Raw genomic sequence first — 22,816 nt, 5'->3', positions numbered from 1 at the left:
GTTACCTCACTTCTTCTCCATCACGCATTGCAGCGGATGCTGATTCTGTCGGGCGAAATCCATGACCTGAGACACTTTGGTCTCGGCCACCTCGAATGTATAGACCCCGCACTCGCCCACCCCATGATTGTGAACATGAAGCATGATGCGTGTGGCGGCTTCGCGGTCCTTTTGAAAAAAACGCTCCAGGACGTGAACCACGAACTCCATGGGCGTATAGTCGTCGTTGAGGATGAGGACCCTGTAAAGGCTGGGCTTCTTGGTCTTGGTCTTGGTGCGCGTAATGACGGCTGTGCCGCGACCGGCCTCATTGCCGTCGCCGTCACTTTGCATCCGCACCACGCTTGTCGTGGCAGTCAAACCTGAAGTCACGTAATCCTGCCTCTTTCGAATCCCCATGGCGAGTTCGATATGTAGGTGTTCGATGGACGATTTTAAGCCCTTCTTGTTAGCTGACAATATGGCTAGGTGGGCAAACCGAGGCGATTTTCAAAATCGTGAACCGCCAAAGCCCCGGAATTGAAACCGGCATGAAAAAACCCGGCCGCGCATCCGCGACCGGGTCTGTTTTGCAAGCCCGAAAGGCCGTGCCTGGTATTCTCGAGCGAAATTACTTCGCCTTGGCGACAATCGATTCGAAGGGCTTGTAAGCCTCCTTGGCGAGATCGGCATAGAGATCGCCGAACTTGGTCGCCTCGGCAACGAAGCTCTCATAGCTCTGCTTGGCGAAGTCGGACTGGATCTCGACCGCCTTTTCCAGCGATTTGGCGGAGAACAGCTTTTCGACCGCGGCGCTGCCGGCTTCGAAGCTCTTCTTGGTGTATTCGCCAGCTTCAGTGGCGATCGCCTGCGCGCCCTTGGAGAGCGAGGTGAAGCTCTTCAATCCGGTATCGGCAAACTCCTTGCCGTATTTCGAGAAGTCCTCGTAGGTCTGGGTCATTTGACGTTTCCCTTGGCGTTTTGAAGCGCCCTTGCCTGAGCGCGGTTGTGCAATGCACGAGAATATATTGTGCGCTGCACAAAAGTCAAGATTTCAGCGGCATCAGGCCGCGCTGCGCCGGCAACAGCTAAAATTCGAATAAAGAAAGGCTCAAGCCCGAGGAAAATGGTGAACGCGCCGGTTACCATAAACGGATTGGTAACGCTGGCCGCGATAGTTTGACGACAAGTGAGGTCGGATCCCTTTGCCGCCTCCAGGGCAATGAGTTTCAAAGGAACTATCAGTGCGTCAGGCGTTGTCGGTCTTCGGTTTAAAATCCGCATCTTCCCTCAAAACGATCATGATCCTCGCTTTGGCGATGTCATTTGTCGTTGCGGATGCCGCGTCCTCGATGGCCGCCAGGTCTTCGGCGATCGTCGTCGACGCCAAGACCGGCAAGGTGCTTTATTCCTCCGATGCCAACGGCCGGCGCTACCCGGCGTCGTTGACCAAGATGATGACGCTCTATCTGACCTTCGAGGCCATGGCGAAGGGCCGGATCAGCAGGAACACGCCGGTGCCGTTCTCGGCCAAAGCGGCGGCCGAACCGCCGACCAAGCTCGGCGTCAAGGCGGGCGGAGCGGTTTCGGTCGAGACCGCCATCCTGTCGATGGTGACCAAGTCGGCCAATGATTCGGCGACCGCGCTCGGCGAACTGCTCGGCGGCAGCGAAAGCAATTTCGCCCGCATGATGACCGCTAAGGCGCGCGCGCTCGGCATGGACGGCACCGTGTTTCGCAATGCCAACGGCCTGCCCGATCCCGGCCAGTTCACAACCGCCCACGACATGGCGATGCTTGGCATAGCGCTCAGGGAACATTATCCGCAGTATTACGGCTATTTCTCGCAGCGCTCCTTCCTTTACGGCCGCCAGCGCATCAATGGCCACAACCGTCTGCTCGGCCGCATCAAGGGCGTCGACGGCATCAAGACCGGCTATACCCGCGCCTCCGGCTTCAACCTCGTCTCGTCGGTTTCGGATGGCAACCGCCGCCTCGTCGCCGTCGTCATGGGCGGCACTTCGGGGCGCAGCCGCGACAACCAGATGGCCGGCCTGATCAACGCCTACATGCCGCGCGCATCGACCCGCGGCGGCGGCGCCCTGGTCGCCAAGGCCGGCGGCGACAATCCGGTCAAGGCGCTGGCCAAGGTCTTCCTGCCCAAGCATGACGCGCCGACGCCGGATGGCAAGCCGATCATTGAAGACGATGCCGTAGCGTCCAATGACGATCCGACATCCGCTGACGAGCAGTCCGCTGAAGGCCAGTCTGCCGACGAACAGACGGTGGCCGCGGTCGAAGAGCCCGCCCCCGTCGTCAAGACCAGGAAGGTCAAGACCGTCATCGTGACGGCGCCGAAGGTCGAAACTGCGCAGATTGTGGCTGCCTATGCCGAACCCACGCCTGTATCCCCACAGGCGGTCGACCCGGTCAACACGGCCTCGGTGCCGGCTGGTTGGGCGGTGCAGGTGGCGTCGTCGCCCAAGCAGTCCGAAGCCCAGGCTTTCCTAGACAAGACCGCCAAGCAGGCGCCCAAAGTTCTTGGGGCTGCTTCCGGTTTCACCGTCGCCTTCGAAAAGGATGGCGAGACCTATTACCGCGCCCGGTTCGGCGGCTTCCGCTCGAAGGACGCGGCCTGGAATGCCTGCAATGCCCTGAAGAAAAAGAAAATCGCCTGCTACGCCGTCCAACAGTAGGGCGGCGTCGGAACCATCTCCCGGAAATTTACTGCGTCGAAGGAGACTAGTTGTGATTGGAGAGCAAGACGTCCTTGGCTTCGTTGATCCGCGCCGCCAGGAAAGACGTGCCGCCGATGTCGGGGTGCAGGCGCTGCATCAGGCGGCGGTGCGCCTTGCGGACATCCGCCGCGGCGGCCCCCGCTTCAAGACCAAGGATCTTGTAGGCCTCCTCCTTAGTCATGGCGCCCGCACCTGGCGCAACACCCAGCCCTTCGCCACCGTTCGCCTCAGCGTCTTTGCGCCAGACGGGAAAACGGCCGTCAAGATACGTCTCTAGGAGTTGGCGGCTCTCCGGGTCGCCGGGGAGTTCGCGGTAAAGCTGCTGCAGCTCGGCTAGGCCCATCGCGCCCAGCATCTTGCCTTCATGACGGCCGGCCAGAACCAGGCCTTCAAGCCCGCCCGTATCGTGATCAAGCTCCATTTCCAGTGCGGCGGTCCGCACCGTCGAGCGCTTGCCGGGCGCCGGCCCGACCGACGGCCGCTTCATTCGCATCGAACCGTACCAGGCAAGGGCCGCGGCCAGGATGAGGCCGGCAATGCCTTCGCGCCCGACCACCAGCACGGCAAGGCCAACCAGCGCCAGAAGCACCGGCCCGAGCGTGCGCATGCCGCTTGCCAGTTTTTGCGCATCGGTACGGACAAAGATCGTCGCCGCGCCGAGCAGCACCAGAAACAGTGCAACAAGTGCAATGATAGCGCCCATCAATTCCCGCCGCCCCTGAGATGCTCGATCAGCAGCCGATCTCCCGGCCTGTCCCTTGCCTCGAGCGCCTTCAATCCACCCGTCGCATAGACGGCAACCGCCGAAAGCAGCCCGGCCAAGGTCGCGGCAGCCCGCCGATCAAATCGGAACCAAGCCCCTTTGGACAGCCGCGCAATCTCCTTGAACGCCTTTTCTGCGCCGGGATCATGGCCTTCCTGGAAGACGAAGACGGGAACGCCGTGCAGACCGAGGCCCCCGGCCTTCTGCGCCAGGTCGTCGATATCCTCTTCCATGGCGTCGCCGATATAGACCAGAGCATTGACCTTGGCCGCCGCCGTTTCCTTCAGCGCATGCGCCAGCACCTTGCCGATCTGGGTGTGGCCGGCACGGCAGTCGATCCGCGTCATCAGCTGCTTCAGGGCATTGGTGTCGGCGACAAAAGCCGACGAGCGGCACTCGCCCAACCCGCGAAAATAGGCCAGTTGGACGCTGAGAGTTCCGGCCTTGCCGACGGCGTCGAACATTTCGCCCTGCAGCTTGATGGCGAGATCCCAGGTCGGCTGGCGGCTCATCGTTGCGTCGAGGGCAAGGATCAGCCGGCCCGTGCCGGTCGCGACAAGCGTCCGGGCCTTACGGATAAAGGCGTCGATCTCGCCGGCATTGGATTGAGGCTTGACCGGCGCAGGATCGGCCCTTGCGGGCACACGCTGCTTCTTGTCGCTCATAAGAAGCAAGATGTGGCGTTGTCGGCCCCCTTGCAAGTCCAGCCTTGGACAAGATGAAGGGCCAGCGCTCGACGCTCTGGGAGAAGCGGCCGCGCCCTTGGCTCTACAGCAAGCCCAGATCGGCGAGCTCGCGCTTTAGTTTCGGCGGCATCTCGACCATTCCGGCCTTGCCCTTGCCGATGTCTGCGGGCGCATCCGAAGGTTTGAGATAACGCCAGCCCTGGAAGGCGCGGCGCGGCTGCCAGTCGGTGCGCACGACGTCGAGGTCGAGCATCAGGCGGCAACGGCCGATGCCTTCGTCGTCCGTGAAGGGCCTGATATCAGTGATCAGCTGGCGGCATTGCACGCTGCCCTTGATCACCCAATAAAGCGAACCGCCATCGGTGACCTCGGCGCCGCGCGTCGGCACCATGCGGGTTGTGTGCCAGTGCTCGGCGGGTTCGCCGGCGCGGCGGCGCTCATCGAGGCGGAAGGCGATCCATTCTTCGAGGTCCTCGACGCTGTCGCAACCGACGCACAGTTTTAGGAGATTGAGTGCCATCGCTTAAGGTTTAGTCCGGCGCGCGATTGCGTCAACGGCCCTGCCCGACTTCTCCACAGTGCCAGTGGCGTTGCGCGGTCAGCATTCCACGACATTGACGGCGAGCCCACCAAGGCTGGTTTCCTTGTACTTCTCGTTCATGTCGAGGCCCGTCTGGCGCATTGTTTCGATCGCGGCGTCGAGCGGCACGAAATGGACGCCGTCGCCTTTGATCGCCAGAGAGGCGGCGGTGACCGCCTTGACGGCGCCGAGCGCGTTGCGCTCGATGCAAGGCACTTGAACCAGACCGCCGACCGGATCGCAAGTCATGCCGAGATGATGTTCGAGCGCGATTTCGGCGGCGTTCTCGACCTGCTCGGGCGTGCCGCCCATCACGGCGCAGAGACCCGCGGCAGCCATCGCCGAGGCCGAACCGACCTCGCCCTGGCAGCCGACCTCGGCGCCGGAGATCGAGGCATTGGTCTTGATGATGCCGCCGACGGCGGCCGCCGTGAGCAGGAAGTCGCGGATGCTCGGCTGGTCGGCCTCGGGGTGGAAATGCAGCCAGTAACGCAGCACCGCCGGCAATGTGCCGGCCGCGCCATTGGTCGGCGCGGTGACGACGCGTCCACCGGCGGCGTTCTCTTCGTTCACCGCCATGGCGTAGATCGACAGCCAGTCATTGGCCAGCAAAGGGTTGGGCTTGTTCTGCTGCCATTGCTCCTGCAGCTTGTCGTGCAGCATGCGGGCACGACGGCGCACTTTCAGCCCGCCCGGCATGATGCCATCCTGCGACAGGCCGCGGTCGATGCAGCCCTTCATGGCGCCCCAGATCGCATCAAGGCCACTGTCGAGCTCCTCGCGCGACATATGCGTCTCTTCATTGATGCGCTTCATGTCGGCGATAGACAGGCCGCTTTTGCCTGCCATCTTCAGCATCTCGACGGCGTTCTTGAAGGGATAGGGCACCTTCTTGCCTTCTGTGGTCACCGAGCCCTTCACCTTCATCCGCTGCAGCTCTTCCTCGGACACCACGAAGCCGCCGCCGATGGAATAGTAGATGCGCTTGAGCAGCAGCCGGTCGCCGGCATCGTAAGCGTAGAAGGCCATGCCGTTGGCGTGGCCGGTGAGCGGCGTCTTGCGGTCGAGCACCAGATCCGTCGCCGGGTCGAAGCGATAGGAGGGATGGCCGCGGGGCGATATCCGCTTCTCGGCTGCGACGCGCGTGGCGATGCCCTCGGCCTGATCGGGATCGACCGTCTGCGGTGTCAGGCCGGCAAGGCCGAGGACAACGGCGCGATCCGAGCCATGGCCGATACCGGTATAGGCGAGCGAGCCGTGCAGGCTGGCGCCAATGCGATCGACCTTGACGCCGGCCGGGCGCGGCCAGTCATCGCCGGCGATCTCGTCGAGAAACCGCTGCGCCGCCGTCATCGGTCCCATCGTGTGCGAACTCGACGGTCCGATGCCGATCTTGAACAAGTCGAAAACCGAAAGAAACACGCTGCGCCGTCTCCGGGAATGGGATCAAGACCTACATATAGGACTTTCCATGATGTTTGTGCTGTTTTGCGGATTGCGGCGCTGCACCTGCCGACCTTGTTTGCTCCGGCAGCGACATCCCCGGCTGAAAGCGCGTCGCGCTGAAACGGGTTCATGCGACGCGCTTTAAGTTCTTGTTTTAATGCATGTGGTTGTCCCAGAACCGCAGCTCACTTCTGGGCGACATGCTTTGGAGCATCGAACTGACCGCTTTGCCTGTGGTAAAAGGGGGCATGGGCGATTCCTTCCATCTGTCGACGGCTGATCTGGCGGCGCTGGCTTTTTTCCTGCTTGCATGGTTGCTGCATACGCTGGCGTCCGACGGCAGACTGGTCAGCCGGGTGTCGTTGACGATGGCCATGAACGTGCAGCGCGAGGCCTGGATGCGCACCATGGCCGAGCGCGAAATCCGCATCGTCGACACCGCCATCATGAGCGGCCTGCAGCAAGGCACCGCCTTTTTCGCCTCCAGTTCGCTGATTGCGCTCGGTGGCTGTTTCGCGCTGCTTGGCGCCTCGGATCAGGTCCTTGCCGTGCTGAACGACCTGCCGTTGAACGCGACCTCATCGCGCTCCGCCTTCCAGATCAAGGTCTTTGGCCTGGTGCTGATCCTGGCCTTCGCCTTCTTCAAGTTCGGCTGGGCCTACCGTCTCTTCAACTACTGCACGATCCTGATCGGCGCGGTGCCGATCCCCTATGGCGAGGCGTCACGCAACCCGGTCAGCGAAACGGCGGTGTGGCGCGCGGCGCGCATGAACATGCTGGCCGGCAAGCACTTCAATTCAGGGCTGCGCGCGGTGTTCTTCTCGATCGGCTATCTCGGCTGGTTCGTCGACCCGATCGTGTTCGTGCTGTCGACGCTGCTGCTTCTGGCGGTGCTGGTGCGGCGTCAGTTCTTTTCCGCCGCAAGGCAAGCGGTGATCGGTCAGCCGCCCGGGCCGGGGAAAAGCTGGTCGATCCGGCCCGATAGCCAATAGGCGGCGAGCCCGATCCATTCGCGGATCGCCATGGTCGTGGTCTGCAGCGAATCGGGTGCGTTGTCGCGAAACAGGCCAAAGCCTTCATTGCCCGAGGTGCGATAGTCGACAGGCCACGGGACCGTCTGAAAGCCGGCCTTGTCGAACAGTGCCTTGGCGCGCGGCATGTGGAAGGCGGAGGTCACCAGCAGCCAGGTCTCGCCCGGTTTCGGCGTTACTAGTTCCTTGGTGAAGACGGCATTCTCATAGGTGTTGCGGGATTTGTTCTCGAGCATCAGGCGGTCCGCGTCGACGCCAAGCGCACCGAGCAGGCGCGGCGCGGTGGCCGCATCGCCCTCGCCATCGATGAACAGTTCACCGGTGCCGCCCGAGATAACCACTTTCGCCTCGGGAAAGTGCCGGGCAAGGATCGCCGTCTCGACCATGCGGTCGCCGCCGGAATTCAGCTCATAGCCACCGCGCGCCAGATTGATGGCGCCCTCGAAACCGCCGCCGAGCACGACGATGCCGTCGACCTTCCGCGGCAGCGGCGGCTTTGGGAAGCGCTCTTCGAGCGGATTGAGCATCATGGCGCCAAGCAAGGTCCAGGCCGACAGCGCCAGAATGAGGAAGGCGAACACACTGCCCGTCGCCGCCGATCGCCGGCGGCCGATCAGCGCCGCGAGCAAGCCGGCAAACAGCAGGAAGATCGCCAGGTTGAGTGGTTGGACGAAGAACCAGAAGATCTTGGAGAGATAGAAGAACATTGCCTGCCTATCTCCAGCTCAAATTGTGACGGCCGATGAAGTGCTCGACCGCACTCGCCACCGCTTCCGCTTCGATGCGGCTTAACTCCCTGCCGAAAACAAGGACGCCGTTCGCGTTGGTCAAGCTGATGACTTCCGACAGTTCCACTTCGTCCGTGGGATAGGTGTGGTCGAGGATTTCGACCCTAAGATGCCCTTTCAAAGGCAGTGACCACCGATTTCGCAAAGAACCCCTCACCGAGCGCACGGCTGCGGTGTCGGTCAGCCGCAGGGTTTCCCTGCCGAACACCCGCCAGATGAAATCCTTGCCCAGGAAATAGGTGAAGAGGGCAATGACCGCCACGAAGGACAGCAGGCCGAGCGTGCCGCTGGTGAGCGTTGCGGACGACATATCTGTCAATCCCATGTAGCCGGTGTAGGCGACGATCGCGGCCCCGATCAGGACAAAGACTGTCCTGAAATCCGAGGTGCGTGGCGGGTTCGTGATCAGCAGTTCGTTTCCCGTCTCGACGATGGAAATGCGAGACGGAGGCGGCATGCTACCACCACTTCTCCGGCTGGAAGGTTCCCGCCGCCTGCTCGATGACGGCGGCTGTCTGGAACAGGGTTTCCTCGTCGAAGGGACGGCCAATCAGCTGCAGGCCGAGCGGCAGGCCCTTGGCATCGAGGCCGGCAGGCACGGCAATGCCCGGCAGTCCGGCCATGTTCACGGTCACCGTGAAAATGTCGTTGAGGTACATTTTGACCGGATCGGCGGCCATGTCCTCGTCAGCGATGCCGAAGGCGGCCGACGGCGTCGCCGGCGTCAGGATGACGTCGACGCCGTCGGCAAAAACCGTCTCGAAGTCGCGCTTGATCAAATTGCGCACCTTCTGCGCCTGCAGATAGTAGGCATCGTAATAGCCTGCCGACAGCACATAGGTGCCGATCATGATGCGACGCTTGACCTCCCGACCGAACCCGGCGGCTCGGGTCTTTTCGTACATGTCGACAATGTCCTGGCCCGGCACGCGCAGGCCGTAGCGGACGCCGTCATAGCGCGCCAGATTGGATGACGCTTCGGCGGGCGCAACGATATAATAAGCCGGCAAAGCGTATTTGGTGTGCGGCAGCGAGATGTCGACGATCTCGGCGCCGGCATCCCTGAGCCAGGCAATGCCCTTCTGCCACAGCGCCTCGATCTCTTCCGGCATGCCGTCGACGCGGTATTCCCGGGGAATGCCGACCTTCATGCCCCTGATCGGTTTGCCGATCGCCGCCTCGTAATCCGGCACCGGCCGGTCGACGGAAGTGGTGTCCTTGGCGTCGACCGAGGCCATGGACTTCAGCATGATCGCGGCATCGCGCACGTCCCGGGCGATCGGGCCGGCCTGATCGAGCGACGAAGCGAAGGCGACGATGCCCCAGCGCGAGCAGCGGCCATAGGTCGGCTTGATGCCGACGGTGCCGGTGAAGGCGGCTGGCTGGCGGATCGAGCCGCCGGTGTCGGTGGCGGTGGCGCCGGCGCACAGGAAAGCCGAGACGGCGGAAGCCGAGCCCCCCGACGAGCCCCCCGGCACCAGTTGGGCATTGTCCAGCGTGCGCGCGGTCTTGGTGCCGCCGGCCGAAACGAAACCGCCATCGCCCTGATGCGTGGTCGGCATCACCACCGTGTCGAGGCGCGAACGCCGCCACGGATTGACGACAGGGCCGTAATAGGAGGTCTCGTTGGACGAGCCCATGGCGAACTCGTCCATGTTAAGCTTGCCCAGCATGACGGCGCCGTCTGCCCACAGATTGGCGGTGACGGTCGATTCGTAGCGCGGCTTGAAGCCGTCCAGCACATGGCTGCAGGCCTGGGTGTGGATACCTTCGGTGCCGAACAGGTCCTTGATGCCGAGCGGGATGCCTTCCAGCGCACCGCCCTGGCCCTTGGCGAGCCTGGCGTCGGAAGCTTTGGCCATATCGCGCGCCTTGTCGCCGGTGACGACGATGTAGGCATTGAGCACCGGATTGGCGCGCTCGATGGCACCGAGATAGGCCTCGGTGATTTCGACGGCCGAAATCTCCTTGGCGCGCAGCTTGGCGCGCGCCTGCGAAATTGTCAGATGGGTCAGTTCGCTCATCAAAGGCTCTTTTCGTAAAACACCGACCACTCGGAATCGGGATAATCCAGCACCGGCCCGCAGCGCGAGAAGCCGGCGCGTTCGTAGACGGTCCAGGCGGCGGGATGGCGGTCGCCGGTTTCAAGCACCAGGCGCTTCAGCCCTTCGCTGCGCGCCAGCGTTTCGACATGTTCGACGATCTTGGCGCCGATCTTCCTGCCCCGATGCGAAGGCCGCGTGTACATACGCTTGACCTCACCGACGCGGGCATCATGGCGCTTCAGCGCGCCGCAGCCGATGGCTTGCCCGTCGTCGCGGGCGATAAAGACGGTGGTGTCGTCGCCAGCCATCTGCTCGACCGTCAGATGGTAGCAATGCTCCGGCGGCGTCAGTTCGAGCAGAGCCGCGTTGAGCTCCTCTACCAAAGCGCGGACATCGTCCTGCAGCGGCGTTTCGATCGCGATCTCGATTGCCATCGGCCGCCTACTCCACGACCTTCGGCACGAGGAAGAAATTCTCGTCAGTGGCCGGCGCATTGGCGACGATATCGGCGGCCTTGTTGCCGTCCGTGACGATGTCTTGGCGCTTCTTCATCTCCATCGGCGTCACCGATGTCATCGGTTCGACGCCGGAGACATCGACCTCGTTCAGCTGCTCGACAAAGCCCAGAATGGCGTTCAGCTCGCCGGTCATGCGCTCGGCATCCTCCTCGCTCACCGCAATGCGGGCGAGACGCGCGACGCGCTTCACAGTTTGCAGATCAACGGACATGTCTTTAGCCTTTGGGAAAACCAGATGGCGCTATAGCGGCGTGGCGCGTGCCGCGCAACATCGATCGTGCTTGGGGATAGAGCCCGTTCATGCCAGGGCGGCATTTCAGCCTAGGGCAGCGATACACCCTCGCACAGATAATAGCTGCCGCCATTGCCGGCCTGCTCGCCTTCGTCGGCGGTCGGGCGCACCGAGACGATGTCGATTTGGGTCGCGTTCATCTGCGTGATCGACAGTATATCGGGAAAGAGAAAGCCCGGCTCCTGGCAGATGGCAGTGACCGCCCAGCTCGGCGAGCGCGTCGCCTTGGTGACCTGGACGAACTCGCAATTATACTCGACGCCTTGCAGGCCGTCCGCCGACAAGATGACATTGCCGGTGTCGATCAGCGTCTGCAGCGTGTCCTTTTTGGCTTGCGCGCAAAGCTCCTGGGTCTGGAGGTAAACGCCCTTGATGAAGTCCTCGGCGGCGGATGCGGGCGACGCCGCAACCAGCATCGACACGCAAAGAGTCACTCTCAAGCCCATGGTTTGATTCCCCTTTGCGACAAGGGATCGTTCAAACGATCGCTTTATAGTGTGATCGTTTGGCCGATCGCTGGCAAGGCTACGTCGACACCTGACCCTTCGAGGCCGGCCACGAACTTCTCCGCCGTCGCGTCGATGATCGGGAAGGTGCCGAAATGGCAGGGAACGACCGTGTCGAAGTGGAAGAAGCGCCGGCAGGCCAGGGCCGCCACCGCGCCGCCCATGGTGAAGCGGTCGCCGACCGGCACGAGGCCGATCTTCGGCTCATGCAGTTCCTCGATCAGCGCCATATCGGAGAAGATGTCGGTGTCGCCCATATGGTAGAGCGTCTTGTCCTCCGGGAAATGCAGGACCAGCCCGTTGGGATTGCCGAGGTAGACGTTCTGGCCGCCATCGAGCCCAAACGACGAGGAATGCAGTGCCTGCACGAAGGTGGTGGTGAAGGCACCGCAATCGACGGTGCCTCCATGATTGCCGGGATTGATCTTCTTGCCGTCGACGCCCTTGCCGACCAGGTACATGCAGATCTCGTAATTGGCGACCAGCTGGGCGCCGCTCTTCTTCAGCACCTCCACCGCGCCGCTGACATGGTCACTGTGGCCGTGGGTCAAAAGCACATGGGTGACGCCTTCCGCCGGCCCCTCCCAGCCGCTCGTCCATGATGGGTTGCCGACGAGATAGGGGTCGATCAGGATGGTCGCGCCTGATGTCTCGACGCGGAAGGCGGAATGTCCGTACCAGGTCAATTTCATCGATCGTGTTCCTCGATTTTGGTTGCGCCGGAAGATAGAACGCCGGCAGCAAAATTAAAGTGACATAGTGTGCTCGCGGTTCAAAAGAACGTGTCGCGGTCTTTGTTACGGCAAGTCTGGGTCACGGTAAGTCTGGGTCACGGTTAAGACTGGGTCACGGTAAAGCTGGTGGGGAAAGCCGTTGGGCATCATAGCAATCGAGGATCTGCCGTCACGCCTGGAAGGCGGCAGGACGCTGGCCGGGCTCGACCTCGGCGACAAGACGATCGGTGTCGCCGTTTCCGACCGCGGCCTGTCCTTTGCCCATCCGCGCCCGGTCATCCTGCGCAAAAAGTTTTCGCTGGATGCGGCAGCGCTGCTCGCCCAACTGCAGAAGGACAATGTCGGCGCGTTTGTGCTCGGTCTTCCGATCAACATGGATGGGTCGGAAGGTCCCCGCGCCCAGAAGTCGCGCGCCTTCGTGCGCAACATGGCAGGCATAACCGACCTGCCCTTCGTGCTGTGGGACGAGCGGCTGTCGACGGTGGCGGCGGAGCGGACGCTGATCGAGATGGATTTCTCGCGCCGAAAGCGCGCCGACAAGATCGATTCGGCGGCTGCGGCCTTTATTCTGCAGGGAGTTCTGGACCGGCTCCAGTCGCTTGACCCACGCGATCGGACGGAACCGGATTCCCCGCCTGCCGCCTGACCCAGGCCATGATGTTGCGGCGGCGGCGAAACGCCCACAATGCCATCAGCAGGAAGCCGTCGAAGATGCAGGCCCTTGCCACCATGCCCGGAATGATCGCCGGATCGATGCCCAGCATCTGCCCGTAGAGCTGGAACACGAAATCATGCAGCTGCCGGCTGAGCATGACGTAGCCGAAATTGATGTCGTTGAGCGACAGGAAGAACCAGCCCCAGAACAGAGCGAGTGGCGCGGCCCACAATGCGAACAGCGTGCGCATCAGTGACCGTCCCTGCGGCTGGAGCCGCCTCTGCGACCGCTGGGACCAATGTCCGGACGGCCGGAAATGCGCGACAGCAAGGAGCCGTGCGCGGCACCCTTGGCTATGGCATGGGCGGTGGCGCGGCTCTCTGCCTCCCGAGAAACCATGACAGCGAAGACCGACCTCCGCTCGGCCAGCATGGCGACATAGGAGGCCAGAAGTGCCGCCAATTGCACGGCGACAACCAAAAACAGGCCGTTGATGCCTCGCGCTGCGCCGCCGATCAGGATGAGCGACAACACCGCGGATGCCGAAATGAAGGCGGTCCGCGCCACACTGTCGGCTCCGTCCGGGCTCGCCGCGGCGTTAACCAGGCTCTCGACGAAGACCCAGCAAAACAGCACCGCCACGACCAGCAAGGCGATGGCCAGCGGCGCCACGACGGCAGCATTGTCGAGATCGGCCAGACGAGTGTTTTCCACGACGACGCCGAGCACGCCCAGAGCGCCCGCAACGCCGCGGTTTCCATCGACACAGATGAACGCCAGCAGGGCGAAAACCAGCGCCCAGTGCAAGGCCAGAAAGGACGTCAAAATGTGCCGCATGGCATTCCTGCTTTGGTGACAAAGACAGTGGGGTCTGCGGCCTGCGGCTGCAACGGAAACCATTCGTTAAGGTTAACGGCTGTCCACAGGCAGGCAAATTCGTTCACGGCCTGGCGGAAGGCCCTCAATTCACCGGCGGATAGAGCGTGTCGATGATCATGCGCGCATCGTGGCGCGAATCGAGCATGCCATAGGTGTTGCGCCACTGGCCGGCGAGCCGCGTCTCGACGAAGGCGTCCGCAATCCGCCCTGCCCCCAGCCGGCGCAATTCCGCAGCTGCCGCCGACAGCGCCAGCTGTTCGGTCAGCAGGCGGGCCGACCCCTCATCGGTGCCGGCGACCTGCATGGCCGCCTTGAGCACGCCAATGGTTCCGCGTCCGCCGGCGCCGAGATCGCGGTCGATGCCGGCCAGCACCTCCTCGAACAGGCCGGGCGCGCGGCCGAGCACGCGCAGCACGTCGAGCGCCATGACATTGCCTGAGCCCTCCCAGATCGCATTGACCGGGGCTTCGCGGTAGTAGCGGGCGAGCGGCGCTTCCTCGACATAGCCATTGCCGCCGAGGCACTCCATCGCCTCATAGAGCAGTGGCGGCGCGATCTTGCAGACCCAGTATTTGACCACCGGGGTCATGGCGCGGGCAAAAGCAGCCTCGCCGCGGTCGCCGGCAGCCTCGTCGAAGGAGCGCGCCAGTCGGAACGAGAGTGCCGTGGCGGCGGCGACATCGAGCGCCATGTCCGCCAGCACGCGCTGCATAAGCGGCTGTTCGATCAGCGTCGAGCCGGCCACCTGGCGGTGACGGGCGTGATGCACGGCCTCAGCCAGCCCCGCTCGCATGATTGCCGACGAGGCGACGGCGCAGTCGAGCCGGGTCAGCGTGACCATGTCCATGATCGTCTTTATGCCGGCGCCGGGCTCGCCGACCATCTCGCCGATGGCGTTGACGAACTCTACCTCCGATGAGGCGTTGGAGCGGTTGCCGAGCTTGTCCTTCAGCCGCTGAAAGCGGAAGCCGTTGCCGGAACCGTCGCCGAGGATGCGCGGGACGAGAAAGCAGGAAAGCCCTTCAGGCGCCTGTCCAAGCACGAGAAAAGCGTCCGACATCGGCGCCGACATGAACCATTTGTGGCCGGTGAGGCGATAAAAGCCGCTGCCGGCGCGTTCGGCCCGTGTGGTGTTGGCGCGCACGTCGGTGCCGCCCTGCTTTTCGGTCATGCCCATGCCGAGCGTCAGCCCGGTCTTGTCGACCGGCGGCTTCTGACTCTGGTCGTATTTGCGCGTCGTCACGCGCGGCGCCCATTCGCGAAACAGCTTTGGGCTGGCCATCAGGGCGGCCAGCGAAGCGCTGGTCATGGTGATGGGGCAGAGATGCCCGGTCTCGAGTTCGGCGGTCAGGTAGAAACGCGCGGCGCGCACCTGATGGCGACGGCCGATCTCGCTATCGCCGTTTTCCCAGATCGAGGAATGCAGGCCGCCGGCAACCGAGCGGCGCATCAGCGCATGATAGGCCGGATGGAATTCGACGAGGTCGATGCGCCGGCCCTGACGGTCATGCGTGCGGAGCTTCGGCGTCTCGACATTAGCGAGGCGCGCCAGCTCCTGCGCCTCCTGCGTCAGGACGAACCGGCCAAGCCCGTCGAGGTCCTTGCGCACCGGATCGGAAAAACGCTCGGCAAGCTGGATCAGCAACGGATCGCCCCGCCAGGCGTTGCCGCCCGTCAGCGGCGGCGGCTGGTTGGTCACGTCGTCGGTCACGCCCAATCCTTCTGAAAGTAGAAGGGCCTTCTAACGCTAGAAAGGCACTTATCATCATAAGGCTTCGAATCCGAAGCAATCGGCTAGATATAGCCCAAGGCAGGCGGCGCGCGCGACGAAAATACCGGGGAGAAAGGCCGCAATGCCAAGCTGACGCTTGCGGCAAGGAATTCTCCCCCCTATAGCAGCGCCTTGAGATGACCGACGCTTCGTCCCTGCCGCTTTATCCTCACCGCCATCTTCTGGGCATCCGCGATCTTTCCCCCGGTGACATCGAGCTTCTGCTCGACCGGGCAGATCGCGCCGTCGCCATTTCGCGGCAGTCCGAAAAGAAGACCTCGACGCTGCGCGGCCGCACCCAGATCAACCTCTTCTACGAAGCCTCGACGCGCACGCAGTCGTCGTTCGAACTGGCCGGGAAACGGCTCGGCGCCGATGTCATGAACATGTCGGTGGCGAGCTCTTCGGTGAAGAAGGGCGAGACGCTGATCGACACGGCCATGACTCTGAACGCCATGCGCCCCGACATCCTGATCATCCGCCACCAGTCTGCGGGCGCCGCTGCTCTTTTGGCGCAGAAGGTTGGCTGCTCGGTGGTCAATGCCGGCGACGGCGCGCATGAACACCCGACGCAGGCGCTGCTCGACGCGCTGACCATCCGCCGTGCCAAGGGGCCGCTGTCGAAACTGATCGTAGCGATCTGCGGCGACATCCTGCATTCGCGCGTCGCGCGTTCCAACATCATGCTGTTGAACGCGCTTGGCGCGCAGGTGCGGGTCGTGGCGCCGTCGACGCTGCTGCCGTCCGGCATCGAGAAAATGGGCGTCATCGTCTCGCGCTCGATGGCCGAGGGCCTCAAGGGCGCCGACGTGGTGATGATGCTGCGCCTGCAGCGCGAGCGGATGGAAGGCGCCTTCGTGCCTTCGGTGCGCGAATATTTCCGCTATTTCGGCCTCGATGCCGAAAAACTGAAGGCCGCCAAGGACGGCGCGCTGGTCATGCATCCCGGGCCGATGAACCGCGGCGTCGAGATTGCGTCCGAAATCGCCGACGGGCCGCAAAGCGTCATCCAGGAACAGGTCGAGATGGGTGTCGCCGTGCGTATGGCGGTGATGGAAGCGCTGCTCGACCCGCGCCGCAACGAGGGCCGGAGCGCATGAGCACCACGGTCTTTGAGCGCGCCCGCATCGTCGACCCGTCACGCGGCTTCGACGAGGTCGGCACCGTGATCGTCGAGGGGAAAAAGATCGTTGCCGCCGGCAAGGCTGCCCTGAACCAGGGCCTGCCGGCGGGAGCCACCGTGGTCGACTGCGCCGGCAAGGCAATCATTCCCGGCCTGATCGACGCGCGCGTCTTCATCGGCGAACCGGGCGGCGAACATCGCGAGACCATCGCTTCGGCCAGCGTTGCGGCGGCGGCCGGCGGCGTCACCTCCGTCGTTATGATGCCCGACACGGACCCGGTGATCGACAATGTCGCGCTGGTCGAATTCGTGCTGCGCACCGCCAAGGACACGGCAAGCGTCAACATCTTTCCGGCGGCGGCGATCACCAAGGGGCTGGCCGGCCGCGAGATGACAGAGTTCGGCCTGCTGCGCGAAGCCGGCGCGGTCGCCTTCACAGATGGGCGGCACACAATATCCAGCGCGCTGGTGATGCGCCGGGCGCTGACCTATGCCCGCGATTTCGGCGGCGTCATCGCACATGAGACACAGGATGGCGACCTCGCTTCGGCAGGCGTGATGAATGAAGGCCTGTATGCCAGCTGGCTCGGCCTTGCCGGCATTCCGCGCGAGGCCGAGTCCATCCCGCTGGAGCGCGACCTGGCGCTGGCACGGCTGACGCGCGGCGCCTACCACGCGGCCAAGATCTCGACGGCGATGGCAGCGCAAGCGATGACACGCGCGAAAGCCGACAAGGCCAATGTCACGGCGGGCGTGGCGATCCACAATCTGTCGCTGAACGAGAACGATGTCGGGGAATACCGCACCTTCTTCCGGCTGACGCCGCCTTTGCGCGCAGAGGAAGACCGGCTGGCCATGATCGAAGCGGTCAAAGACGGCACGATCGACATCATCGTCTCCTCGCACGACCCGCAGGATGTCGACACCAAGCGCCTTCCCTTCGCCGATGCAGCTGCCGGCGCGATCGGGTTGGAGACGCTGCTTGGAGCAGCGCTTCGGCTCTACCACAATGGCGACGTGCCGCTACTTCGGCTGGTCGAAACACTGTCCACCGCACCAGCAAGGCTGTTCGGCCTGCCGGGCGGCACGCTGAAGCCGGGAGCGCCGGCCGATCTTGCGCTGATCGACCTTGAAGAACCCTGGATCGTGAGTGAAAGCGGCATCCGCTCGCGCTCGAAAAACACCTGCTTCGAAGGTGCGCGGCTGCAAGGCATGGTCTTGCAAACGCTGGTGGCGGGCCGCACAGTGTTTTCGAGCTAGAGCGATCGCGCCACGTCGCAGACCGATATGTTGCTGGGGAAATGCGGGGGCAAACAATGAGTTATAACGTTATCCTGGCATTGCTGTTCGGCTATCTCCTCGGCTCGATTCCCTTCGGCCTCTTGATCACCCGCGCGGCCGGCCTCGGCGATGTGCGCAAAATCGGCTCCGGCAATATCGGCGCCACCAACGTTCTGCGCACCGGCAACAAGGGCCTCGCCGCCGCGACGCTGGTGCTCGACGCGTTGAAGGGTACGGCGGCGGTGATGATCGCGCGCCATTTTGGACACGACTACGGATTGTGGGCCGGCCTTGGACTCTGGGCGGGCCTTGGCGCCTTCCTTGGCCATCTGTTTCCGGTCTGGCTCGGTTTCAAGGGCGGCAAGGGCGTGGCGACCTATCTCGGCGTGCTGATCGCGCTCGGCTGGCATGTGGCGCTGATTTTTATCGTCGTCTGGCTGGCGATGGCTTTTCTGTTTCGCTATTCCTCGCTGGCAGCGCTGACGGCGGCGGCCATCGTGCCGATCGCGCTTTATTTCTGGAGCACACCTGAGACCGCCGGGCTGTTCCTGGTGATGAGCCTGATCGTCATCTTCAAACATCGCGCCAACATTTCGCGCCTTCTTGCCGGCACCGAAGGCAAGATCGGAGCCAAGGGTTGAGCAAGCCCGCCGCCGGGCCGCGCCTCAGCGACCGGCAGCGGCTGAGCTGGCTGCGGCTGATCCGCACACAAAATGTCGGCCCGGCCTCGTTTCGCGAATTGATCAACCGCTTTGGTTCGGCGGAGGCGGCGTTGGAGATGCTGCCCGAGCTGATGATTTCGGGCGGAGCCAAAAGGATCATGCGCATTCCTTCCGTGGAGGAAGCCGAAGCGGAACTCGACGCAGCCAGTGAAAACGGCGCCCGCTTCGTCGGCATCGGCGAGGCCGACTACCCGCCGATGCTGAAAAACATGGACAATCCGCCGCCACTGATTGCCGTGAAGGGGGAGGCAGCCGTCTTTCGCCTGCCGGCGGTGGCCATCGTCGGCGCCCGCAACGCGTCGCTCGCCGGCATCAAGATGGCGCGCATGCTGGCGGCGGATCTTGGCCGCGACGGCTACGTCATCGTTTCCGGCCTGGCGCGCGGCATCGACACGGCAGCACACCAGGGCAGTCTCTCGACTGGTACAGTGGGTGTGCTGGCCGGTGGGCTCGATGTCCCCTACCCGCCCGAAAATATCGGCTTGTGCGAAGACATTGCCGAGCGTGGCGGCGCCGTTATTTCGGAAATGCCGTTCGGCTGGCAGCCGCGGGCGCAGGATTTTCCGCGCCGCAACCGGCTTGTCGCGGGCGCCGCCCTCGGACTGGTGGTCATCGAAGCTGCGCAACGCTCCGGCTCGCTGATCAGCGCGCGCCTGGCCGGCGAGATGGGCCGGCTGGTCTTTGCCGTACCGGGTTCGCCGCTCGATCCGCGCTGCGCCGGCTCCAACGGGCTGCTCAAGGATGGCGCCACCCTGGTCACCGAGGCGGCCGACGTTTCCGGTGCGATCGCACCCTTGGCGGGCACGCGAACGCGAAGCATTGCGCCGCCAGAAAAGGCACCCGATTTTTCGGCAACACCCCCGCCCGGTGAGGACGAACGCAGCGGCGTGCTCGAGGCGCTGGGCCCAACGCCGGTGGGCGTGGACGAGATCATCCGCCACACCGGCCTCAACGCCGCGCAAGTCTCCATGGTGCTGCTGGAACTCGACCTTGCCGGCCGCATCGAGCGCCATGCCGGCGGCAATGTCTCACTGGTTTCGTGACGTTCCACCCGATCCCGCCGCACGTCGGCCGCAACTCACGCGTCGAGGGGCACGCCGGCGGCGCCAACCTCGGTATAGTCGCCAACGCCGGTACAGATGCCACCGCAGGGTATTTTTCCAGGCGGCTCTCGGAAAAGCACTCCGCCATTCCAGGGCTCTCCGTTGCACTGACGATCACGCTCGCAATGGCATACTCGACAGCTGACGAAAACCGGGCTCGACAGTCTGCGCATCAGTCAGCGGAACAGATACTTCGATACCTCCGGATTGCCACGGCGCCACATCACATTGTCGAGAAAATAATGGTGCACATTGATGAAGATGAGCACGATGAAGAAGAACAGCGATGACCCCAGCACTTGCCTGTCATAGGGAATCAAAGCCGTCAGCGCGGATGGGATCAGCCAGAACCCGAGATAGCCAAGGGCCGTGCCGCCGACGATGAAGCCGAGGAGCCGAAACCTGTATAGGGGTCCAAGAAAGGACAGGATTTTCGGCTGCGGATCGCCTTCGGCATCGGAACTGTCGCGCTCGACGTTCGTCTGGTAGCGCCAGACCACGGCGAGGTACTGCAGCGAGTGGAGCGCGGGCACGATCAACAGCCAGAGCGGGTTTACGCGCGCAATCAGGATCCAGAGATAGAGCGACGCGACATAGGCCACCAAACCGTTATAGGGCAGACCGGCGCCGTTCTTCCGCCAACGATTGACCAGCATCAAAAGCGTGGCCGCAGTCGACGCAACGGCCGCCAGCATGCCGATGTCGGTAATCCAGGAAGGGGCCGCGAATGTGTAATAGTCCAGGCCATAATATTTGCCCTGGGTGACCGCCGTATTCGTCTGCAGCCATGCCAGGATCCACACCGCATAGGAGTTCACCAGCAGCACCTTCTTGTCGCGGTCGTCGAAGAATTTGCGCTTCAGCACCGCATCCACCATCAGCATGCCGTAGCCCTGCTTGACGTAGTGCCAACCGACAAAAAAGAACATGGCGTTGGTGGCATAGCCGAGCAGGCGCGTGTTCGCCGCCGCGGCGCCATAGGCAAAGAACCCGGCAATGACCAGGGGCACGACAATGCCCGCGAAGATGTAGCGGAGCTGCAGGCTCCTGTCGTAGCCGTCGCCCGTCACCTTGCGCCCGAAATTGCGGTAGAAGAGCTGGTAGGAGTGGGCGAAGTGGGGATAGTTCACGAGATAGGCCACGAAGACCATCGTTGCGGCCACCGGACCTTCATATTCGAGCGGAACGAGAAACAGCACCGGCAGGATGAGAAAGGCGCTGCCGCCCAGCATGAGGAAATCGGCGACCGGGCCGAAGAGGTATTTTTGAGGCGCCGCCGCCTTAGGAGCGACAGCATCCGCCGAAAGCTGAAGTGTCATGTCAGAACCTCCCCTGGGAAGGCTGAGTTTAGCCATCGACTGGAATGGGGACAAGCTTGGAGCTGCCGCTCCGCGCCCGAACACTGGACCATCCTGCTGTTTCGCCAATGGTCTCGATCCGCCATGGGCTTCGAACCCGTGAACCGCTCGATAAGGCCCTCCGCTGTTAAAAAGCGCACCACCCCAATTTACGACTAACATGTTAGTGTGCTAGCACGGCATACACACCTACTTCGGAGACCTTCCGGTGACATCACGCTTTGGCCTTTCGGCCGCTCTCGCCACGCCTTTCGATGCCCGCGGGCAGATCGCCACCGCCCCCATGATCGCTCAGGCCAAAAGTTGCCTGGCGCAGGGTTGCGGCAGCGTGACGCTTTTCGGCACCACAGGGGAAGGCGCATCGGTGGGCACGACGGAGCGGCGGTCGGTGAACGAAGCCATGCTGGCTGCTGGAATCTTGCCGCATCAACTCGTTGCCGGCGTGCTGGTCGACGCCGCCGAAGACGCCGCCGAACAGGCACAGCATGCCTTGCAGCGAGGCGCCCGAAACATTCTGCTGGCCCCGCCGAGCTACTTCAAGAATGTCGGCGAGGAGGGCCTTTTCGGCTGGTTCTCCGCCGTCTTTGCCGCGCTTGGCCCCCTCGCCCGTGACGTGCTGCTCTACAACATCCCTTCGGTTACCATGGTGCAGCTTTCGCTTGGCCTGATCGGCCGGTTGCGCACTGCTTTTCCCGACGTGGTCGCCGGGGTGAAGGATTCCGGTGGAAATTGGAGCTACAGCGAGGCGCTGCTTGCCGCCCATGGCGATCTGGTGATCCTGATCGGCGATGAAAGGCATCTGGCGCGTGCGGTGCGAATGGGTGCTCAAGGCGCAATCTCGGGCATGGCCAATTTCGTCCCGGGCGAAATCCGCGCCATGGCCGAGGACGGGCGCGACGATCCTCGCGTCGAGAGTTTTGTGATCGAATTGCTCAAACATCCGGTCACCCCGGCGGTAAAGGTGATGGTGGCGCGCAAGACCGGCGACGAGCGCTGGCTGGCGGTCCGTCCGCCGCTGGAGCCGATCGCGTTGCAAGGGCAGCAGCAGCTTGCCGCAGCCTATGACAGCTTGTTTGCCAGGGAACCGGCCTGACCGCCAAAGAGAAGCGCGCCGATATGGAAGACGGCAACGAACCGACCACCCTCAGGGAGAAGGCCTATGCCAGCTTCACGCGGCATTTGCTGGCGCGCGACTTCAAGCCAGGCCAGTTCGTGTCGCAGCGTGAGTTGGTTGCCTTCACCGGACTGCCGCTCGGCGCCATTCGCGAGATCGTGCCGCGTCTCGAGGCGGAAGGACTGCTGACGACCATTCCGCAGCGCGGCATGCAGATCGCCCATATAGACATCAGCCTGATCCGCGAGGCCTTTCAGTTCCGCCTGTTCATGGAGCGTGAAGCGGTGGCGCTGTTTACGGTCAGCGCCTCCGACGCCGAGCTTGCCCGCTTGCGGCGCGAGCATGAGGACATGCTTGCCCGGGCGCTGGAGCAGACCCCGACGCCGGAGATGGAGGCCAAGGCGCAGACCATCGACTGGGCCATGCACGACACGTTCATCGATGCGCTGGGCAACGAGATCATCGCCAAGGCCTATCTGGTCAATTCGGTGAAGATCCGCCTGATCCACCAGGAACGGTTCCGTATCGACGGGCGCGTCGTGCCGGTCATGCGCGAGCACCTGGCGGTGATCGATGCGATGCAGAGCCGCGACCCTGGCAAGGCGGTCGAGGCCATTAGCCAGCATATCGATAAGGCGCGCCGGCTGGCGCTGCAAATCTGAGGAAGCATGAGCCGCGCCGCGGTCGCTGCGGCGCAATCGACA

General features: G+C 63.3%; 27 protein-coding genes. 9 read left to right on the top strand and 18 right to left on the bottom strand.

The genetic code is table 11. From position 1 onward, the window contains the following. Positions 1 to 6: 6 nt before the first annotated feature. The 3 genes from clpS to NLY37_RS07925 form a co-directional block, all read right to left on the bottom strand. Positions 7 to 333, bottom strand: coding sequence for an ATP-dependent Clp protease adapter ClpS (gene clpS, locus NLY37_RS07935; RefSeq protein WP_023671012.1), 327 nt, complete (start codon positions 331 to 333; stop codon positions 7 to 9). 277 nt (positions 334 to 610) lie between these two features. Beyond that, complete coding sequence (locus tag NLY37_RS07930) at positions 611 to 940, bottom strand: phasin family protein (protein ID WP_023671011.1); 330 nt, start codon at positions 938 to 940, stop codon at positions 611 to 613. Next, on the bottom strand, positions 937 to 1,212 hold the full coding sequence (locus NLY37_RS07925; RefSeq protein WP_023726657.1) for a hypothetical protein: 276 nt from the start codon (positions 1,210 to 1,212) through the stop codon (positions 937 to 939). The genes NLY37_RS07930 and NLY37_RS07925 overlap by 4 nt, the downstream gene beginning before the upstream one ends. Before the next feature lie 68 nt (positions 1,213 to 1,280). Between NLY37_RS07925 and NLY37_RS07920 the strand changes: the two genes are divergently transcribed. Further along, positions 1,281 to 2,675 (top strand): SPOR domain-containing protein, encoded by a 1,395-nt coding sequence (locus NLY37_RS07920; protein WP_502882099.1) that lies wholly within the window; start codon positions 1,281 to 1,283, stop codon positions 2,673 to 2,675. 46 nt (positions 2,676 to 2,721) lie between these two features. Here NLY37_RS07920 and NLY37_RS07915 read toward each other — a convergent pair whose 3' ends face one another. From NLY37_RS07915 to NLY37_RS07900, 4 genes are all read right to left on the bottom strand, one after another. After that, complete coding sequence (locus tag NLY37_RS07915; protein ID WP_023742449.1) at positions 2,722 to 3,420, bottom strand: DnaJ domain-containing protein; 699 nt, start codon at positions 3,418 to 3,420, stop codon at positions 2,722 to 2,724. Next, positions 3,420 to 4,145: a hypothetical protein gene (locus NLY37_RS07910; RefSeq protein WP_023742450.1), complete on the bottom strand. Its 726-nt coding sequence runs from the start codon at positions 4,143 to 4,145 to the stop codon at positions 3,420 to 3,422. The genes NLY37_RS07915 and NLY37_RS07910 overlap by 1 nt, the downstream gene beginning before the upstream one ends. Positions 4,146 to 4,248: 103 nt before the next feature. Further along, entirely contained in the window at positions 4,249 to 4,686 is a 438-nt protein-coding gene (locus NLY37_RS07905; RefSeq protein ID WP_023671006.1) for a DUF1489 family protein, read from the bottom strand. 78 nt (positions 4,687 to 4,764) lie between these two features. Further along, on the bottom strand, positions 4,765 to 6,168 hold the full coding sequence (locus NLY37_RS07900; RefSeq protein ID WP_023684678.1) for an L-serine ammonia-lyase: 1,404 nt from the start codon (positions 6,166 to 6,168) through the stop codon (positions 4,765 to 4,767). Positions 6,169 to 6,440: 272 nt separating this feature from the next. Between NLY37_RS07900 and NLY37_RS07895 the strand changes: the two genes are divergently transcribed. Further along, positions 6,441 to 7,184 carry a DUF599 domain-containing protein gene (locus tag NLY37_RS07895; protein WP_023671004.1) on the top strand — a complete coding sequence of 248 codons (744 nt, stop codon included), beginning with the start codon at positions 6,441 to 6,443 and terminating at the stop codon, positions 7,182 to 7,184. Here NLY37_RS07895 and NLY37_RS07890 read toward each other — a convergent pair. The 7 genes from NLY37_RS07890 to NLY37_RS07860 form a co-directional block, all read right to left on the bottom strand. Continuing rightward, positions 7,133 to 7,930 carry a YdcF family protein gene (locus tag NLY37_RS07890; protein ID WP_023742451.1) on the bottom strand — a complete coding sequence of 266 codons (798 nt, stop codon included), beginning with the start codon at positions 7,928 to 7,930 and terminating at the stop codon, positions 7,133 to 7,135. The two genes, NLY37_RS07895 and NLY37_RS07890, sit on opposite strands and share 52 nt — an antisense overlap. A 7-nt stretch (positions 7,931 to 7,937) precedes the next feature. Continuing rightward, positions 7,938 to 8,468: a hypothetical protein gene (locus tag NLY37_RS07885; protein ID WP_023742452.1), complete on the bottom strand. Its 531-nt coding sequence runs from the start codon at positions 8,466 to 8,468 to the stop codon at positions 7,938 to 7,940. A gap of 1 nt (position 8,469) precedes the next feature. Next, a complete protein-coding gene (locus NLY37_RS07880) occupies positions 8,470 to 10,035 on the bottom strand; it encodes an amidase (protein ID WP_023688592.1) in 1,566 nt (521 codons plus the stop codon). Next, a complete protein-coding gene (locus NLY37_RS07875; protein WP_023671000.1) occupies positions 10,035 to 10,490 on the bottom strand; it encodes a GNAT family N-acetyltransferase in 456 nt (151 codons plus the stop codon). Before NLY37_RS07875 ends, NLY37_RS07880 begins: the two co-directional genes overlap by 1 nt. Positions 10,491 to 10,497: 7 nt before the next feature. After that, complete coding sequence (gene gatC, locus NLY37_RS07870) at positions 10,498 to 10,785, bottom strand: Asp-tRNA(Asn)/Glu-tRNA(Gln) amidotransferase subunit GatC (protein ID WP_023670999.1); 288 nt, start codon at positions 10,783 to 10,785, stop codon at positions 10,498 to 10,500. A 110-nt stretch (positions 10,786 to 10,895) separates the two neighbouring features. Continuing rightward, entirely contained in the window at positions 10,896 to 11,312 is a 417-nt protein-coding gene (locus NLY37_RS07865; protein ID WP_023742453.1) for a hypothetical protein, read from the bottom strand. 44 nt (positions 11,313 to 11,356) lie between these two features. Then, complete coding sequence (locus NLY37_RS07860; RefSeq protein WP_023684673.1) at positions 11,357 to 12,064, bottom strand: metal-dependent hydrolase; 708 nt, start codon at positions 12,062 to 12,064, stop codon at positions 11,357 to 11,359. A 181-nt stretch (positions 12,065 to 12,245) separates the two neighbouring features. Between NLY37_RS07860 and ruvX the strand changes: the two genes are divergently transcribed. After that, positions 12,246 to 12,752, top strand: coding sequence for a Holliday junction resolvase RuvX (ruvX, locus tag NLY37_RS07855; protein ID WP_023742455.1), 507 nt, complete (start codon positions 12,246 to 12,248; stop codon positions 12,750 to 12,752). Here ruvX and NLY37_RS07850 read toward each other — a convergent pair. The 3 genes from NLY37_RS07850 to NLY37_RS07840 form a co-directional block, all read right to left on the bottom strand. Beyond that, positions 12,670 to 13,011, bottom strand: a complete 342-nt coding sequence (locus tag NLY37_RS07850) for a DUF6105 family protein (protein ID WP_023670995.1) — start codon at positions 13,009 to 13,011, stop codon at positions 12,670 to 12,672. The two genes, ruvX and NLY37_RS07850, sit on opposite strands and share 83 nt — an antisense overlap. After that, positions 13,011 to 13,598, bottom strand: coding sequence for a hypothetical protein (locus NLY37_RS07845; protein WP_023742456.1), 588 nt, complete (start codon positions 13,596 to 13,598; stop codon positions 13,011 to 13,013). Before NLY37_RS07845 ends, NLY37_RS07850 begins: the two co-directional genes overlap by 1 nt. Positions 13,599 to 13,722: 124 nt before the next feature. Next, positions 13,723 to 15,351: a DNA alkylation response protein gene (locus tag NLY37_RS07840; protein ID WP_023700749.1), complete on the bottom strand. Its 1,629-nt coding sequence runs from the start codon at positions 15,349 to 15,351 to the stop codon at positions 13,723 to 13,725. Between the two features lie 197 nt (positions 15,352 to 15,548). Between NLY37_RS07840 and NLY37_RS07835 the strand changes: the two genes are divergently transcribed. From NLY37_RS07835 to dprA, 4 genes are read left to right on the top strand one after another with little or no spacing between them, the layout of a single operon-like run. Beyond that, positions 15,549 to 16,511 carry an aspartate carbamoyltransferase catalytic subunit gene (locus NLY37_RS07835; protein WP_023688599.1) on the top strand — a complete coding sequence of 321 codons (963 nt, stop codon included), beginning with the start codon at positions 15,549 to 15,551 and terminating at the stop codon, positions 16,509 to 16,511. Continuing rightward, positions 16,508 to 17,794, top strand: coding sequence for a dihydroorotase (locus tag NLY37_RS07830; protein WP_023742457.1), 1,287 nt, complete (start codon positions 16,508 to 16,510; stop codon positions 17,792 to 17,794). The genes NLY37_RS07835 and NLY37_RS07830 overlap by 4 nt, the downstream gene beginning before the upstream one ends. Positions 17,795 to 17,850: 56 nt before the next feature. Beyond that, entirely contained in the window at positions 17,851 to 18,456 is a 606-nt protein-coding gene (gene plsY / locus NLY37_RS07825) for a glycerol-3-phosphate 1-O-acyltransferase PlsY (protein WP_023742458.1), read from the top strand. Continuing rightward, positions 18,453 to 19,580 carry a DNA-processing protein DprA gene (gene dprA, locus NLY37_RS07820; protein WP_023742459.1) on the top strand — a complete coding sequence of 376 codons (1,128 nt, stop codon included), beginning with the start codon at positions 18,453 to 18,455 and terminating at the stop codon, positions 19,578 to 19,580. The genes plsY and dprA overlap by 4 nt, the downstream gene beginning before the upstream one ends. A gap of 236 nt (positions 19,581 to 19,816) precedes the next feature. Here the strand turns inward: dprA and NLY37_RS07815 are convergent, their stop codons facing one another. Next, on the bottom strand, positions 19,817 to 20,959 hold the full coding sequence (locus tag NLY37_RS07815) for a hypothetical protein (RefSeq protein ID WP_023742460.1): 1,143 nt from the start codon (positions 20,957 to 20,959) through the stop codon (positions 19,817 to 19,819). A 247-nt stretch (positions 20,960 to 21,206) separates the two neighbouring features. On the opposite strand from NLY37_RS07815, the gene NLY37_RS07810 reads away from it, so the two are divergent. Together NLY37_RS07810 and NLY37_RS07805 are read left to right on the top strand one after the other, a co-directional pair. Further along, positions 21,207 to 22,091: a dihydrodipicolinate synthase family protein gene (locus NLY37_RS07810; RefSeq protein ID WP_023742461.1), complete on the top strand. Its 885-nt coding sequence runs from the start codon at positions 21,207 to 21,209 to the stop codon at positions 22,089 to 22,091. Between the two features lie 23 nt (positions 22,092 to 22,114). After that, a complete protein-coding gene (locus NLY37_RS07805; protein WP_023693416.1) occupies positions 22,115 to 22,774 on the top strand; it encodes a GntR family transcriptional regulator in 660 nt (219 codons plus the stop codon). Positions 22,775 to 22,816: the final 42 nt, after the last annotated feature.

The sequence above is a fragment of the Mesorhizobium sp. C395A genome, assembly GCF_030323205.1.
Classification (GTDB): Bacteria; Pseudomonadota; Alphaproteobacteria; order Rhizobiales; family Rhizobiaceae; genus Mesorhizobium.
Note: the sequence above shows the minus strand (reverse complement) of the source record. Positions and strands in the feature narration are given on the sequence as shown.

Coding starts and splice junctions, on each gene's coding strand:
- NLY37_RS07875 (WP_023671000.1), bottom strand. CDS start 10,490: ATGGCAATCGAGATCGCGATCGAAACGCCGCTGCAGGACGATGTCCGC.
- gatC (WP_023670999.1), bottom strand. CDS start 10,785: ATGTCCGTTGATCTGCAAACTGTGAAGCGCGTCGCGCGTCTCGCCCGC.
- NLY37_RS07850 (WP_023670995.1), bottom strand. CDS start 13,011: ATGCGCACGCTGTTCGCATTGTGGGCCGCGCCACTCGCTCTGTTCTGG.
- NLY37_RS07920 (WP_502882099.1), top strand. CDS start 1,281: ATGATCCTCGCTTTGGCGATGTCATTTGTCGTTGCGGATGCCGCGTCC.
- plsY (WP_023742458.1), top strand. CDS start 17,851: ATGAGTTATAACGTTATCCTGGCATTGCTGTTCGGCTATCTCCTCGGC.
- NLY37_RS07915 (WP_023742449.1), bottom strand. CDS start 3,420: ATGGGCGCTATCATTGCACTTGTTGCACTGTTTCTGGTGCTGCTCGGC.
- NLY37_RS07835 (WP_023688599.1), top strand. CDS start 15,549: ATGACCGACGCTTCGTCCCTGCCGCTTTATCCTCACCGCCATCTTCTG.
- NLY37_RS07880 (WP_023688592.1), bottom strand. CDS start 10,035: ATGAGCGAACTGACCCATCTGACAATTTCGCAGGCGCGCGCCAAGCTG.
- NLY37_RS07905 (WP_023671006.1), bottom strand. CDS start 4,686: ATGGCACTCAATCTCCTAAAACTGTGCGTCGGTTGCGACAGCGTCGAG.
- NLY37_RS07830 (WP_023742457.1), top strand. CDS start 16,508: ATGAGCACCACGGTCTTTGAGCGCGCCCGCATCGTCGACCCGTCACGC.
- NLY37_RS07910 (WP_023742450.1), bottom strand. CDS start 4,145: ATGAGCGACAAGAAGCAGCGTGTGCCCGCAAGGGCCGATCCTGCGCCG.
- NLY37_RS07890 (WP_023742451.1), bottom strand. CDS start 7,930: ATGTTCTTCTATCTCTCCAAGATCTTCTGGTTCTTCGTCCAACCACTC.
- clpS (WP_023671012.1), bottom strand. CDS start 333: ATGCAAAGTGACGGCGACGGCAATGAGGCCGGTCGCGGCACAGCCGTC.
- NLY37_RS07885 (WP_023742452.1), bottom strand. CDS start 8,468: ATGCCGCCTCCGTCTCGCATTTCCATCGTCGAGACGGGAAACGAACTG.
- NLY37_RS07815 (WP_023742460.1), bottom strand. CDS start 20,959: ATGACACTTCAGCTTTCGGCGGATGCTGTCGCTCCTAAGGCGGCGGCG.
- NLY37_RS07805 (WP_023693416.1), top strand. CDS start 22,115: ATGGAAGACGGCAACGAACCGACCACCCTCAGGGAGAAGGCCTATGCC.
- NLY37_RS07845 (WP_023742456.1), bottom strand. CDS start 13,598: ATGCGGCACATTTTGACGTCCTTTCTGGCCTTGCACTGGGCGCTGGTT.
- NLY37_RS07860 (WP_023684673.1), bottom strand. CDS start 12,064: ATGAAATTGACCTGGTACGGACATTCCGCCTTCCGCGTCGAGACATCA.
- NLY37_RS07895 (WP_023671004.1), top strand. CDS start 6,441: ATGGGCGATTCCTTCCATCTGTCGACGGCTGATCTGGCGGCGCTGGCT.
- NLY37_RS07865 (WP_023742453.1), bottom strand. CDS start 11,312: ATGGGCTTGAGAGTGACTCTTTGCGTGTCGATGCTGGTTGCGGCGTCG.
- NLY37_RS07930 (WP_023671011.1), bottom strand. CDS start 940: ATGACCCAGACCTACGAGGACTTCTCGAAATACGGCAAGGAGTTTGCC.